Source organism: Pyxidicoccus trucidator (genome assembly GCF_010894435.1).
Lineage (GTDB): Bacteria > Myxococcota > Myxococcia > Myxococcales > Myxococcaceae > Myxococcus > Myxococcus trucidator.
The window spans coordinates 299,504-313,679 of the sequence record NZ_JAAIXZ010000008.1 but is presented as its reverse complement, the minus strand read 5'-3'; the positions used below and the strand labels follow the sequence as shown (position 1 = coordinate 313,679).

Genomic DNA, 14,176 nt, shown 5'->3' with positions numbered 1-14,176 from the left:
TTCCCAGATGGCCCCCCACCGGAGCGCTACTCGAAGTGGTCCACCGCCCTCACGTCCGGGGAGGCCCAGATTTTGACGGCGTTGGAGTCACCGCCGGGCTCGGACTTCACCTTGATGTTGAACAACTCCATACAGATGGGCACCGGGCGGCTCTGTCCCGGGAGTTGCGCCTGGGTGAACCGGCCGTACACGCGGTCTCCCAGAATGAGGCGCCCCGAAAGCACCGTCGGCTGGGGCAACTGGCCCATGGGCTCAATGAGTCGAACCGAGGTCCAGCCCTCGTGCCGGGTGATGTAGCTTGAGCTCTTGGCCTCCAGGTTGAAGGTCACTCCCACCGTGTCCCCCACGTCGATGCCCAGCGCCTCCATGGCCTCGGCAGCGCCAGCGGGGCAGGGTTCGGGAGGCGGTGGAGGGCGAACCGGCGCGCTGGCGCAGCCGGAGAGCGCGGCGCAGACCGTCGCCACGCCGACCACCTTTCGAGCGGCGCCATGCCCGGTGGCGAATGGCTTGGGCTGCTTGGAGGCGGAAGTCTTCACGGAAGCCGGTTCCTCGGGAGTCACCGCGCGGGAGTCGGTGGCCGCGGAGGTGGGGGCCGAATCAAGCCTGTCCGCAGCCTCGTCAGCATCCGGCGCCTTCCAGGGAGGCGCCACTTTCCGTTTCCCCCCGGCGCCGTCCTCCACCCCCAGGAAGACATGCACGGGCTCCAGGGTCCTCACCGCACTGGAGACAGCGAGCGGAGCCCGGGACCCGGCAACGCGCGAGGAGAACCCCGCTCCACGCAGCCCCACCACGGTCAGCCCCAGGGCCAGGAGGGCCAGCACTGCGGCACCCCACCGCCTACGTCCCGGGGCGCCGACGCCCGCGTCTGAAGGCACGGTGCTCACTGAAGCCAGCTCCAAGGGCACCCGTACCAGGGGAGCCGCGACGGCCATTGCGGGCAGGAGTGCGGGGGTCGTCGCCTCGGCGGACGGTCGTGGCGGTGGGGGCGGCTCGGAGTCCTCCCATTGGCGCGGCGGGCGCCTTCCCCGGCGCGGTGGGACGTCCTCCCGCACCTCGTTGAGCCACGCTGCCTCTTCGTCCGCGTCCGGGCCAGGCCGAGTGGTGACGTTGTGCACGCCGTGGACGTCGCACAATGGCACGTCCCACTCCGCCCCCTCCCGCGTCAGCAGCACCTCCAGTGCCGCGCACAGCGCTTCCGCGTCCGGCCGGTCCTCGGGCCGCTTCTCCAGCAGGCGCAGGCACAGCTCGCCCAGCTCCGGTGGCACGCGCGGGTTGCGAACGTGAGGCGCCACGGGGGACTGGGAGATGACCGCGTCCACGCCGTCCTCGTCCGTCATCTGGAAGGGCCGCCTGTCCGTCAGCAGCCAATGAAGCACGACGCCCAGCGCGTAGAGGTCATCCAGGGGCGTGGAGACGCAGCGGGCCTCCGAGTCGAGGGCATGCTCCCGGTGGAAGTGCCACGCCTCGGGGCTCAGGTAGGCGTGCGTGCCAGGAGGCAGCGCCCCTTCGTCGATGTGTGAGGTGCCTTCATACGTACCCACGCCGAAGTCCACCAGCACCGCCTCGCCGTCCGCCTCGCGCACGACGATGTTGGCCTCCTTCACGTCGCGGTGGAGCGCCTTCGCGCGGTGGACGGCCGCCAGCGCTCTCGCGACACCTCGCACCAGACGCAGCACCTGCCGGGCACACGGGTTCTCCGTGCGTGCCCACACGTCCAACTGGCGTCCCTCCACGTACTCCATGATGACGACCAGGAAGCGGGGCGCCTGGTCCGGCCAGTGCCAATGCCCCAGCAGGCGCACGGCGTTGGGGTGCTTCACCCTCGCCAGCATGAGCAGTTCCCGCTCGCCCCAGAAGGCCAGCCCCTCCAGGGCAACCAGCTTCAGCGCGTAGGGACGCCCGCCCCGCTCTCCCAGGAACACGGTGCCGAAGCCACCGCCCCCGAGGATGGCCTTCAGGACGTACCCGCCCACGTCCATCCCGGGTTCCGGCAATGCTGCCTTGGCGCGTGGTCTCATGAGGTGTGCGGCCAACGCTACCAGAAGCACCCGCCGAGAACGCGGGCGGCTCTACCTCCCGAGTTAATCAATTTAATCAACCCTTCAGAACCATCGAGGGGCGGTATCCGGCCTTCTCACCCCGTCATTCTTGAGCAGGTGGAAGGAAGGAGAAGAGGCGGGCGTCGAAGCGGGTGCGGCCGGAGTCGCACGTCTCTGTCCAACACCGCACCGCCAAGCCATCGGGAGCTCGTGGCGTGAGCGAAGACGCTCCGACTCCCGGTAGAATCCTGACCAGCACGACACGACTCCGGGTGCTGCCAGACATAACCACGTGTGGACCTCGGCGCCGGAAGGTGCATGTCCGACAAGCACGTTGACCTCCATGCAAACCGACTACTTCGTCATCATGCGCGCGGGCCCCAGCACCTACCCCTTGCTCGCGTGGGATGAGTACCGCGTGGGCTTCGCGAGGCCAGCGCCCGTCGACGCCACGGTGCCCATCCAGTTGCGCCTGGGGCGACCCGTGCCTCGCGCCCCGGTCATGGTCGACTACCACAGCCTGTCCGAACCGGTCGTCTCGGAGCGGCTCAAGGACGCGCTGGCGGCGCTCGACCTCTTCGGCCTGCAGCTCGTCCCGGCCGACGTGAAGGTGAAGCCGGACGACGTGCGCCGCTACTGGTTGCTGCACGTCTTCAACTGGATTGCCTGCATCGACCGGCAACGCTCAGCCCTCTCGTTCTACTCAGACGGGGACGTGCTGAGCATCAACAAGCTCGTACTGGATGAGAAGGTCTTGCAGGAGATTCCCCTGGAGCGGCGGCGCGTCTTCTGTCTGGACGAATCGATCTCCACGCACCTCTTCCACCACTCCGTGGTGGAGCAGGTGCTGGCGCTCAACCCGGAGGGCGTGCGCTTCGTCCGCGTGGACCAGTGGAACGACTCCGGCGGCTTCAAGCCCTGACGTTGGCCTCCCTCACGTCCCGGCGGAGCGCCTCCCCGCGGTGGACGTCCACCAGCGCCCTCGCGACACCTCGCCTCAGAAGCGGCACAGCTGCGGCTCGCTCGGCACTGGGAGCGGCTCGCGCAGGGCGAAGCGGATGGAGCGCTCCAGCACGGAGTAGTCCGCCGGATTCGCCCGCTCCAGCACCAGCGGCTCCTTCAGCCCCGCCTCCGTGTTGCTGATGACGCGCGGAGGCCCGCCGTGTTTGAAGCCACGCGTGTGGAACAGGAAGGGGTGGCCCAGCACCACGTCGCCCGCCGCGCCGGTGAGCTCCAGGAAATCCCCCAGCGGCTCGGCCAGCACGCGCTCGAACAGCTCCGTGTGCGTGAGCCCCTCGGGGTGCCGCGCCAGCACTCGCGCCGCCCGCCGGTGCGAGCCCTGGGAGATGATGGTGCCGCCGTGCCGGGGAGCGATGTCGGTGAACAGGCCGATGACGAGCAGCCCCTGCTTCGGACAGTCCAGCGAGTGGCGGAACCAGTTGCCGTCCACGTGCCAGCTGAAGTCGGGGATGCGGTACGGCTCCCCTGCTCCGAAGTGGAAGTTCACCGGCCAGAAGCCCCAGTTGCGAGCGCCCCGCCAGCGCCCCGGGCCCAGCAGCTCCTCGACTCCCGCCGCCAGCCGGTCCGTGAAGGTCTCCAGCACCTCGGGCGCCTCCAGGTGCTCCTCGATGTCGTAGGCGGGGGGCCACGTCTCCGGAGCGTCCCGGCGGATGCCCCGCTTCGCCTCCATGCGGGCCCACACGCGCTCCCGCGCGGCCTCCGCCTGCGCGGCGGTGAAGGCGCCCTCCAGGACACAGAAGCCCCGCTCGATGAAGCCATCCAACTGGTCCGGGCTCAGCACGCCCATGTACGCTTCCTCCCGAAATGATTACCTCGCTCGAGCTGCTCACCCCTGACGAGTGCGCCCGGCTGGTTGCCCACATCAAGGAGCTGCGCGCGCATTGGATTCCACGCGGCAACAATCCCCAGAGCACGTCGTTCTTCACCCTGGGCGCCGCCATCTACCTGGACGAGCCGTCCGAGTACCGCGCCGTCGCCGAGCGCAACAACCCGCTGCTGCGCGAGCACTTCGCCTGGCTCTATGAGCGACTCACGGAGTTCCTCTCCCGCCAGCTCCGCGCCCCCGTCGAGCTCGCCCCCGGCCTGGGCCACCCCGGCTTCCACGTCTGGCTGACGCCGGCCATCTTCACCACGCCCGACGCCTCGGTGCACTTCGACCTCCAGTACCTGCGCGCCTTCCCAGAGCCGCAGCCGGGCATGGACTTCGACCGGCCCCTCTCCTTCACCCTCAGCCTGCGCCTGCCCCGCCGCGGCGGCGGGCTCAACCTGTGGGAGTTCACCTACGAGCGCTACCGCCAGTTCTACGAGCGCATCAACACCCGCATCCAGCCCAAGGACGTGACGGTGCTGCTGCCCCGCCTGCGCCACCCGTACACGGTGGGCGCCATCGCCATGCACTCCGGCCACCTGCTCCACCAGGTGGGCGAGGTGGACCAGGTCTTCCCCGGCGACGAGCGCATCACCCTGCAAGGCCATGGCATCCTGGTGCGTGGCGTGTGGCAGCTCTATTTCTGAGCGCCCGCCAGGAAGGCCGCCAGCGTCGCGGCGATGGGGTGGCCGGTGTGGTGCTCGTAGTACGTGAAGCACGGCGAGGGGTTGACCTCGAAGCAGAACCACTCCCCCTCCGGCGTGCGCCGTAAATCCAGCCCCGCCAGGTGCAGCCCCAGGGCTGAAGCCAGGGCGCGGCAGCGCTCCGCCACGTCGATGTCCAGCAGCCCCGCCCGCAGCTCCACGCTGCTCCCGCTCCGGCGCGCGTACCGGTAGTCCACCGCGTCCGAGACGATTTCGGCGGGGAACACCTCGTCGCCCACCACGTGGACGCGCACGTCCTGGCCCGGCACGTACGCCTGGAACTGGGTGGGGCACCACGTCACGTCGCGCAGCCGCTCGCGGTGCTCCGGCCCCAGCCGGGACACGATGCTGCGCACCCCGCTCACCGACTTGTAGATGACGGAGCCATGTCGCTCCCAGAACTCGAGCGCCGCGCTCGGGTCCGTGGTGACGAGCGTCTCCGGCACGCGGAAGCCCTGCGCTTCGATGAGCGCCGCCTGGAAGGGCTTGGAGCCGTTGGAGGCCATGGCCGCCGGCCGGTTGACGACGCGGCCCGGCGCCTCCTCCACCCAGGACCAGAGCGCCGTCTCCACCTCGCGGACGCGCTCGTGCACCGCCACGCCCGCGTCCTCCACGCCGGGCAGCCGGCGCGCGTCGTACACGCGGGTGTAGACGGCGGACACCTCGTCCAGGGGCACGCGCTCCTCGCCGCTCCACACCGTGCCGCCCAGCACGGGCCCCACCTCCAATTCCAGCCGCTGCTGGAGCACCCGCCGCTGGTCCAGCAGCGTGTAGGGGGCCTTGCGCCACTCCAGCGCCGCCCGCACCGCGTCGAACGGCTCGTCCCCCGGCATTCCCCAGAGCAGAATCATGCGCGCGCCCGGCTCCCGAGGCGCTCCAGCAGCGCCTCCGCCACCCGAGGCTCTCCCACTTCGATGGACAGCTCCGCCGACACGAAAGCCGGGCCCTCGAAGCGGGCGGTGAGCAGCTCCACTCCGGCCGCCGCCGCCAGCCGCACCGCCTGCGCTCCCACGGCCGGCTCCACCTCGCCCAGCCAGCGCTGGCCCACCACCGTGACGGCCGCCACGCGCGACGGGGGCCTGTCGCTCACGCCGACCTCCCGCCGGGCCGCGGCCAGGGGCAGGCCACAGCGGGCCGCCAGCGCCAGCCACCGCTCCAGGCCCAGGCTCGGCCCCATCAGCGACGAGGCAGTGGGCCGATTGAGCACCGGGCACGGCAGCCGGCTCAGCCACGACGCGAGGAAGGCGTTCATCTCCGCCGCCACGTAGCCCTGGTCCTCCGGAGCGATGTGCACCAGGTCCGTGTCGATGAAGCCCGGCAGGCGCGTCACCACGCCCCGCAGGGCGGACACATGCACCCGCTCGCCGCCCACCACGGCGACTTCCGCCCCGGAGCCGCCCACGCGGTGCTGCCAGCCCGGCGACGACAAGTCCCGCATCGACAGCAGCCGCGCGTCCTCGGCGGCCCACCGCTCCACCAGTCCCCGCGCCTGCTCGTCGCGAGGGTGCGCCAGGACGACCAGCATCAGCGCACGTCCTTTTCCCCGGGCTGCCGCTCCGCGCCCTTCTCGCCCACCTTGTCCGCGGGCTTGTCCCCGGGGCGCTCTGGAGCCAGGCGCTCCGGCACCGGCCGCTCCGCCGCCGCCTCGCGCAGGACGCGCGCCCCCACCTCGGGCCGCTCCTCCACGCGGATGAAGGCCCGCCCCTGGACGGACAGCGTCACCGCCGGCACGTCCGCGGAGGCGCCGAAGAGGAACGACAGCATCGAGTCCGAGCGCGGGTCCACCGCGCGAATCTCGGAGAACTCCTCCCGGCGCTTCTCGATGGCGCCCATTCCCTCCTTGGTGTCCTTGTCGTCCTTGCCGTCCTTCGTGTCCTTGGTGTCCTTCGTGTCCTTGTGGTCCTTCGTGTCCTTGGTGTCCTTGCCGTCCTTGGTGTCCTTCGTGTCCTTGGTGTCTTTCGTGTCCTTGGTGTCCTTGACGTCCTTGCCGTCCTTGGTGTCCTTCGTGTCCTTGGTGTCTTTCGTGTCCTTGGTGTCCTTCGTCTCCTTGCTCGTCTTCGCGGGCGGCTTGTTGAGCTCGGTCTTGATGTCCGCCAGGAGCGTGAACAGCTCGCGGCGCATCTTGGCGATGGCCTCGAAGGCGCGCACCACATTGCCGTTGAGCGCGTCCAGGTCGGTCTCGATGCGGTGCAGCCGCTCGTTGAAGCCCATCTCCCCCGACGTGGTCTGCGCCTGCACCACGTCCCGGCCATCCACCCAGTCCTCGTGGTCGAACGAGCGCTGGAAGTTGCTGTTGAGGGTGGGGTCTTCCTTGACGAACTCGAAGCTGTAGTTGAAGGCCATGTCGGTCCTCGCTACTTCACGGTGGGGGTGTCGCGCTCACCCGGGTGGTAGCCCTGCTGGAAGGCGCGGAAGCTGCGTGCGAGCAGCCCGGTCATCGGCACCGCCTGGCCCTGCCCGCCGGGGTCCACCTGCTCCTCGCGCAGGGGGCGGGTATCCATGAAGACGCCCAGCGGCGTCAGGCGCTCCAGCAGGTTCATCAGGTACTCGTACTGGGTGATGTTCAGCCGGGCGCCCGGGTCCATCACCACCTTCGTCTCGAAGGGACGGACGCCCCCGCGAGGGTCCGCCCGGTTGCGCCGCGCGAGCGTCACCGTCACCACCGCGTCCAGCCCTGCGTTCTGCGCGGGCGCGACATAGCGGTTGCGAGAGCCGGCCTGCTTCTCCAGCGTGCCGGGCTTGCCGGACAGGGGCAGTACATACCAGCGGAAGTCTTCGCGCCGGGGGTTGAGCAGGATGGCGCGCGCGGGCAGCGGGATGACGCCCACCACCAGCAGCACGCCATTCGCCACCCCGTTCGCGCTGGTGACGAGAGGTAGCACCGACACCAGCTCGCGCTTCTTCATGAAGCCCACCAGCGCCGTCAACCGGGCCACCGCCGTCGCGGTGTTCGCCAGCACCCCGGTGGCGAGCGTCGCCTCCAGGGAGAGCGTCACCATCAGCTCCGGGGGGACCTTCTTCAGGCCCGCCACCGCGCGCTTCACCTCGGCGAGCGTCCGGGCGGGGCGCAGTCCGGCGGACGTGAAGGCCGCCAGCGCCGCGACGGGCGGCTCCAGCAACGCGGCCTGGTCCCAGAGCGCGGGCGCGGCCGCCGCCGTCTGCCGGGTCCATGCCGTCGCCGCGCCTCCCGCGTCCACCTCCACGTCATTCAGCGCATGGTGGAGGAGGGTATCCAGGCCCGTGTCCTCGGGCGCGTTCAGCCGCACGCCCAGCGAGCCCGCCGGGCCCGTCTCATCGCCCACCACCAGGCTGTGGATGGGCACGTGGGACAGGTAGTACCGGAGCATCGGAGTCCTGTGCACCGTCCGCAGCCCGCAGCCCGCCAGCAGCCAGCGGCCCACGGGGTCCTCCGCGGGCGCCACGGGCGTGAGGGACTTGAGCAGGCTGAGGAGCTGCACGTCCGTCCCCGCGGCGAAGGTCCCCGCCCGCAGGTTCGCCACCATCTGCGTCAGCTCGACGGCGGGGGGCGTCTCCACCTCGACGCCCAGTCCCAGCTCGTAGCGACTGCCGCCGACGTCGGACTGCGCCCGGAACACAAACCACTTCCGGACCGCCCCGAGCGCCATGCGGCAGCGCCCCACCAGGTCCAGCGCCCCGGCCAGCCCGGGGGCGAGCAGGGCCCCCGCCGGAAAGGTGAAGTTCGTCCGCAGCCGCGTGAGCATGTCCTCCTGCCGCGTCCGCTCCAGCTGCGTCAGCAGCCGGTTCGCCGGCACCGCGGGCGACGCCGTGCCGGGCCCCAGCAGGTACACCTGCTTCACGTGGGCGAGGAACTGCGCCTTGTGGGGCCCCATCAGCCGGATGCCCACCGCGAACTCGGTGCTGGCCTCGTACAGCGTGAAGCGCTTCGTGATGCCGAGCGCGGCCAGCGGCCCGGTGTTGGCGGCGCTGTCCCCCGGGCCATTGAGGCGCTCGAGCACCAGCCTCGGGGTGGCCATGACGAAGGGCCGGTACAGCGCGAGCCTGCGGCGGTAGCTGGCGTCGTCCTCGCGCTCCGTCACGCTGCTCGGCTGCGTCTTGGCCACGTCCCAGGTGAGCCGGTCCTCGAAGCGCGGCACGCCCAGCTCCAGGCCCAGCCGGTCCAGCGCGTTGCGCGCCGCATGCTCGAGCTGCCGCATGGCGAACAGCTCCCGCGCCTGCCGGCGGAGGCGCTGCTTCTCCGCGCCCATGGCGTACAGCAGCCGCCCCATCACCCCCTCCACCAGCCGCGCCTCCACCAGCTGCTCCACCGGCACCTCCGCCGGCGCGCCCGTCCCCTTCGCTACCTCCACCGTCAGCGCCGGCATCGCCGCCGACTCGGGCAGCAGCGGGTCGGGGTGGAAGGCGGGCAGGAAGGCCCCCGCCTCGGAGTAGGGCTCGAAGCGCAGCGTCACCTGCGCGCGCACCGTCGCTCCGACGGACACCTTCACCGTCAGCTGGTAGCCCGTGGCCCCCACGTCCGCCCTCGGGGCCACCAGGAGCAGCGGCTGCCGCGAGCCCGCGTCCACCACCGCCCGGCCCGCCGCGTCCAGCGTCAGCGGGCGCTCCCGCACCCCGGCGGCGAAGAGGCCCGTCAGGTGGCCGGCCATGCTCTGGTGCGAGGCACTCCTCAGCAGGTCCAGGTCGAGCTCGGGCATGGAGTCCTCAGACGATGCGCAGCTTCAAGTCGCTGTCCACGAAGGACGCAATCTGGTTGGCGCGCACCAGGATGTTCTGCCCGACGGGCGCGGTGAAGAAGTCCACGAGGGCCGGAGGCTCCGCGACGCTGTTGTCGCCGAACTCGGGCGGGAAGCGCAGCAGTTGCAGCTCCTGCACGTCGGCCACGCCGGGCTCGTTCATCATCGCCCACATCACCTCGGAGGCGCGCACCGGCTCCCCGAAGCCCAGCCCGTCCACGTAGCGGCGCACCCGCTGCATCAGCCGCTGCTTGAGCGCCAGCGCCGCCGCGGACGTGTTGACGGCGTCCAGCTGGCCCGTGCGTGGCAGCGGCAGGCCCTTCACCACCAGCCGCCCGGACAGCCCGACGAAGACGCGGTCCGCCTGCTGGATTCGCGCGCCGATGCCAATGGGCCGCAGGTCCTCCATGGCGGAGGCAATCGCCGCGCCCAGCCCGTCCGGGCCGTCCCAGATGGCGGCCTCGGTGCTGGCCGCCACCACGTCGAAGTAGTACGGCGAGGCCAGATCGCGCTCGCTGCCGAAGAGGCGCTCCAGGAAGTTGAAGCTGCCGAAGATGGGCAGGTTGACGTCCACCCCGCCCACCCTGTCGCGCACCTGCACCTGGCGGATGCCGGGCAGCAGTGACAGCGCCACGCGGATGGACTCCACCGTCCACAGCGAGCGCGGCGCCTGCAACAGCAGCTCGCGGTAGCGGATGTCCGGCCACTGCTGCTCGCCGCCCGTCAGCGGCGTGGTGTGCTCAATCACGACCACCTGCTCCGGCGTGATGTTGGGCACCTGCACCCGGGCGATGGACAGCAGGTCTCCCGGCTTCCAGGACAGCTTGGGGTCCAGGGCGTTCCAGAAGCGGATTTTCTGCGTCTCCTGCGCGGGGTTCAGGTTGTGCTCGGGCCCCGGGTAGAAGGCCACCACCGGCACCTCGCGCACCGGGTTGGTGCGCGACAGCAGCACGGACTCCTCCACCACCACGTGGTGGAAGCCGGAGGTGAGCAGGCGCGCGCCCTGGGGAATCGTGACGAAGTTGAAGGCCGCGGGCAGGTTCGCCGTCAGCTTCACCGTGCCTCGCGCCTCCAGGAAGGGCCGGGGCAGGCCCAGCTCCTCGCCCAGCCGCGACAGCGCCTCGCCGCGCGCGGTGGCCACGAACTGGTTGTCATACAGGGACGCCATCGCCGCCCACGTCCGCGCGTCCTCCAGCGCGGACACCTCCAGCAGCTTGCGGATGGCCGAGCCCGAGCCCAGGTCCAAATCATTGCCGAACAGCGAGCGCGCCAGCGCCAGCTTCTCCGCCAGCAGCCGGGCGAAGGGCTTGGGCACGAAGCCGCCGTCGGTGACGCCGTAGTCGGCCGCGCCGCTGGAGCGGGCCACGGCCTCGTCCACCTCGAGCACGTCCACGGAGTCGATGCGGGAAGAGTCGTCAGCCATTCGTCGTCCTCGCCCCGTTGGGGCCGGCGCTCAGGGACAGCCTGTCACCCGTCACCGTCTCGAAGACCACGCGGACGTCCAGCCGACGGGCGGGGCCCGCGTCGGGAGACTCCAGCCGCTGGTCCACCAGCTTCACGTCCACCACGCGGCTGACGCGCGGCTCCTTGCGCAGCAGCGAGACGATGCCCACGCGCACCCGCTCGCGCACCAGCAGGGGCGTCGTCGCCTCGCTCAGCGCGTTGAGCCCGTCGAAGCCGAAGTCGGTGTTGAACACGTCACCTCCCAGGGGCGTGGTGACGGCGAGGCTCAGCGACTGCCCCAGCGCGTCCATGCCCTCCACGAAGTCCAGGTCCACCTTGCCGCTGGCGTCGCGCGCCAGCACCAGGTCGCGCGTCAAATCACCCACGGGCGCGCACCGGGGCGCGCGGCCCAGCAACCGGGTGCGCAGCAGGTCCTGTTCGTCGCGCGGTGCCATGGGTTCCTCCTCGCGTCGCTACTTCGCCGTCAGCTTGGGTTGATTCGCCGTCACCACCAGCGTGCCCGGCGCCGGGGTGCTGTTGGTGGTTCCCGTCGTGGTGTCGAGCAGCACCGGCACGCCCCCCACCTTGAGCTTCCCCGCGTTGCCCGGGGTGAGCGTGACAGTCGTGCACGGCACGGCCCCCGCGGGCGTGGGGTGCTGATACAGGCACCCGGAGACGGCGGGCCCCACGTCCTGGGCGCGCAGCACGGGCTTGCCCTTCACGCGCAACTTCCCCGCCCCCGGCCCGAGCGTCACCTCACCCGGCTTGGGGTGGTTGCACTTCAGCGAGCTGTCCTTCGTCAGCACGGCGCTCATGTGCGGTCCCCCACGTCCATGGCGTTCTTCACCTTCACCTGCACGTCATCCGCCTCCAGGGTGAGCGTCGTCTTCGCGGCGAGGCTGAGCGCGCCCTCGCTGTGGATGACGATGTCCCCGTTCTGCTTGATGACGATGCGCGAGCCCTTCTCGTGCTCGATGGTGACGGCGTCCGTCTCGGACTCCGGCCGCAGGCCGGCGGCGTTGAGCAACTCCGGGCCGATGCGCACCGTGAGCTTGCCCACCTCGATGATGCGGTTGCCGTCCGCGTCGATGAGGTCATTGGTGGCCAGCCCCGTGGGCGCCTCCGGCACCTGCCCGGCCGTCAGCGTCTGGCGCTGCGACTCGGGCACTTCGGCGGGGAGGATGAGCCACCAGTCCCCCGGCCGCGAGTCCGGCGCCTGGCCCGACTCCCACACCGCCCCCAGGTCCACGGGGTCGTCGTCATGGCCCAGGTGGTGTCCCAGCATCACCCGCGTGCCCGGGTAGCGAGGCAGCACCAGCCCGCACCGGCCCCAGGCGAAGGGCGTGAGGTAGGGCACGCCGGTGAGCAGGGGCCGCTCCTTCCGGTCCACCGGCAGTCGCCGCGCCTGGCGGGGATGCCCATCCGCCGGAGTCAGGCCCCGCCACACGGACACCGTCTGCGCGGGCGGCTCGGTGGTGCCCTCCACGTGGGACTCGCGCACCTCCGCCACGCCCAGCGGCTCGCGCGCGCCGTCGCGCACCACCTCCCGCAGCGCGCCCATGACACGCCCGTCCGCCGACGCGCGAGGGTCTCCCCCGTGGGCCACGGGGCGGCGCACCGGCGTTGGCGAGTCCCACTCCCTGCCAGGGGCGATGAGGTCCACCCCCGCCAGCGTGGTGGTGAAGCCCGCCGTGCGCGACAGGCGGTGCTGGACGCCGGTGATGTAGAGGGACGCGGGCGGCGCGAGGTCCGGCGTCCCCACGCCCAGCGCGCGGGAGAAGTCCATCGCCGCCGCGCCGAAGCCCGACGCCGGCAGCGCGGACGCTCCGGGCAGCGACACCCGCACCACGTCTCCGGGCCGGAGGTCCGGGCGGCCCTTGAGCAGCAGTTGGTACATGCCGCGCACGGGCGGCGCCGTGCCGGGGAGGCCGTCCGACACCGCCTGCGGGTCCGTGGAGCGTGAGCCGCTCGGCTCGACCTGGACCAGCCCGCTGGCGAAGTCGAGCAGCGGGGCCGGGCCCTCCAGGGGAATGGGCCGCCCCGGGCCGAGGTGCAGCGTGTCCTCGCGGATGAGCAACATGCCGCGCCCGTAGCGGCCGGACTGCTCCTCCAGGCGCTCCGACAGCCAGCGCAGGGCGGACACACCCGTGCCCTCGGGGGACTGCCACTCTGGCGGAGTCCCCGCCACGGCCCTCGCGTCCGGGAGCGGGTGGGCCTTCACCTTCACGCCCTTCCCCGCCGCCGCCTTCGCCACCTTCTCGGCGACGTCCAGGCAGGTGGCGCCCTTCTGGGACTCCTGGAGCCGGGCCAGCAGCGCGTCGTACACGCGCTCGTGCGCCTCCAGCACCGCCTCGTAGCGCCTGGCGCCCATGCGCCGGCTGAAGCGCGTCACGCGCAGCACGGCGGTGGGACGCTGGGACTCCGGCGCCTGCCCCGGCGAGAGGAGGTCCGTCGCCGAGGAGCCCGTCAGTCCCGCCAGGCTGGACACCATGCCCAGCGGCGAGCCGGTGTCGCGCCAGGACAGGTACAGGTTCGCGTAGACGGGCTGGCCGCTCCGCATCAGCGCGCCCACCTGCTCGTAGTGCGCCTGGGAGATGCCTTCGATGGCCATGGAGTACGAGCCACCCTCCAGCCCTCCCGGGAGCGTGGCCTCCACCTCCGCGTGGTAGTCGCGGGAGCCGAGCCACAGCGCCTTCGCGCCCACGCCCTCGGTGAAGAGCTTCAAGTCCCAGCCGGCCTCGTTGCCGACCGCGCCCTGGGAGGGGAACGTCATGGCCCCGGCTCCTCGGGAGCATCCACGCCCAGCTCGGACTGGATGAGGCCCTGGAAGCGGGCCGCCACGCGGGCATCCAACCTCGACAGGACGAAGCGCTCGGAGCCCGCGTCCGCGCGCCGCCACGCCAGCTCCACGAACGAGCCGTAGTCCCCCGCGCCACGCAGCGTCCCCGCGTGGAGCGCCCAGTCCAGCACCACGACCTCCAGCCGGGCGCCTGGCGCGCCGCCGTGGTCCGGCACCGCGCGCCACAGCCCCGCCGCCAGCGGCAGCGCACCGAGGATGGCGCCCCCGCGGCGCACCACCAGCCGGGCCGGAGCGCGCGCCAGGGCCTGACTGGCGCTGGCGATGAGGCGGCGGGTGGCGGGCCCCGGCGTGTGGCGCGCTCGCTCCGGCGCGCCACTGCCCACCAGCGCCGTGGAGTCCGAGTCGCGCACCAGGACGGCCTGGCCCAGCGGAGCGTAGAGGACCAGGTCGAACTCGCCATCCAGGGGCAGCGGCTGGGGCAGCCCTCGCACGAGCGGCACGCGCACGCGCGTCATGTCCGCGGGCAGGCGCGGGGCCGCGTCGGGCACGAGGTAGCGGCTGGCGGGGATGGGAGGTGGCAGCGGCATGCC

13 protein-coding genes are annotated in these 14,176 nt (G+C 71.7%); 2 read left to right on the top strand and 11 right to left on the bottom strand.

Annotated elements, in window-relative coordinates:
- Positions 1-26 precede the first annotated feature (26 nt).
- Positions 27-1,979 (bottom strand): serine/threonine protein kinase, encoded by a 1,953-nt coding sequence (locus G4D85_RS23660; RefSeq protein WP_164015785.1) that lies wholly within the window; start codon positions 1,977-1,979, stop codon positions 27-29.
- 403 nt (positions 1,980-2,382) lie between these two features.
- Between G4D85_RS23660 and G4D85_RS23655 the strand changes: the two genes are divergently transcribed.
- Positions 2,383-2,961 (top strand): imm11 family protein, encoded by a 579-nt coding sequence (locus G4D85_RS23655; protein WP_164015783.1) that lies wholly within the window; start codon positions 2,383-2,385, stop codon positions 2,959-2,961.
- Between the two features lie 75 nt (positions 2,962-3,036).
- On the opposite strand, the gene G4D85_RS23650 is transcribed toward G4D85_RS23655, so the two are convergent.
- Positions 3,037-3,846 carry a phytanoyl-CoA dioxygenase family protein gene (locus tag G4D85_RS23650; protein WP_164015781.1) on the bottom strand — a complete coding sequence of 270 codons (810 nt, stop codon included), beginning with the start codon at positions 3,844-3,846 and terminating at the stop codon, positions 3,037-3,039.
- A gap of 17 nt (positions 3,847-3,863) precedes the next feature.
- Here G4D85_RS23650 and G4D85_RS23645 point away from each other — a divergent pair, with 17 nt between their 5' ends.
- A complete protein-coding gene (locus tag G4D85_RS23645) occupies positions 3,864-4,574 on the top strand; it encodes a hypothetical protein (RefSeq protein WP_164015778.1) in 711 nt (236 codons plus the stop codon).
- Here G4D85_RS23645 and G4D85_RS23640 read toward each other — a convergent pair.
- The 9 genes from G4D85_RS23640 to G4D85_RS23600 are packed head-to-tail and all read right to left on the bottom strand — an operon-like array spanning position 4,565 to position 14,173.
- Entirely contained in the window at positions 4,565-5,482 is a 918-nt protein-coding gene (locus G4D85_RS23640) for an ATP-grasp domain-containing protein (RefSeq protein ID WP_164015777.1), read from the bottom strand. The two genes, G4D85_RS23645 and G4D85_RS23640, sit on opposite strands and share 10 nt — an antisense overlap.
- The gene (locus G4D85_RS23635; protein ID WP_164015775.1) at positions 5,479-6,156 is read right to left on the bottom strand and encodes a hypothetical protein; all 678 of its coding nucleotides are present in this window, start codon (positions 6,154-6,156) and stop codon (positions 5,479-5,481) included. Before G4D85_RS23635 ends, G4D85_RS23640 begins: the two co-directional genes overlap by 4 nt.
- Entirely contained in the window at positions 6,156-6,974 is an 819-nt protein-coding gene (locus G4D85_RS48925; RefSeq protein WP_205525669.1) for a hypothetical protein, read from the bottom strand. The genes G4D85_RS23635 and G4D85_RS48925 overlap by 1 nt, the downstream gene beginning before the upstream one ends.
- A gap of 11 nt (positions 6,975-6,985) precedes the next feature.
- Positions 6,986-9,304 (bottom strand): hypothetical protein, encoded by a 2,319-nt coding sequence (locus G4D85_RS23625; protein ID WP_164015773.1) that lies wholly within the window; start codon positions 9,302-9,304, stop codon positions 6,986-6,988.
- 7 nt (positions 9,305-9,311) lie between these two features.
- Positions 9,312-10,766, bottom strand: a complete 1,455-nt coding sequence (locus tag G4D85_RS23620) for a baseplate J/gp47 family protein (protein WP_164015771.1) — start codon at positions 10,764-10,766, stop codon at positions 9,312-9,314.
- Positions 10,759-11,241 carry a GPW/gp25 family protein gene (locus G4D85_RS23615; RefSeq protein WP_164015768.1) on the bottom strand — a complete coding sequence of 161 codons (483 nt, stop codon included), beginning with the start codon at positions 11,239-11,241 and terminating at the stop codon, positions 10,759-10,761. Before G4D85_RS23615 ends, G4D85_RS23620 begins: the two co-directional genes overlap by 8 nt.
- Positions 11,242-11,259: 18 nt before the next feature.
- Positions 11,260-11,601, bottom strand: a complete 342-nt coding sequence (locus G4D85_RS23610; RefSeq protein ID WP_164015765.1) for a hypothetical protein — start codon at positions 11,599-11,601, stop codon at positions 11,260-11,262.
- On the bottom strand, positions 11,598-13,559 hold the full coding sequence (locus G4D85_RS23605; protein ID WP_164015762.1) for a hypothetical protein: 1,962 nt from the start codon (positions 13,557-13,559) through the stop codon (positions 11,598-11,600). Before G4D85_RS23605 ends, G4D85_RS23610 begins: the two co-directional genes overlap by 4 nt.
- Positions 13,556-14,173 carry a hypothetical protein gene (locus G4D85_RS23600; RefSeq protein ID WP_164015759.1) on the bottom strand — a complete coding sequence of 206 codons (618 nt, stop codon included), beginning with the start codon at positions 14,171-14,173 and terminating at the stop codon, positions 13,556-13,558. The genes G4D85_RS23605 and G4D85_RS23600 overlap by 4 nt, the downstream gene beginning before the upstream one ends.
- Between the last annotated feature and the right edge of the window lie 3 nt (positions 14,174-14,176).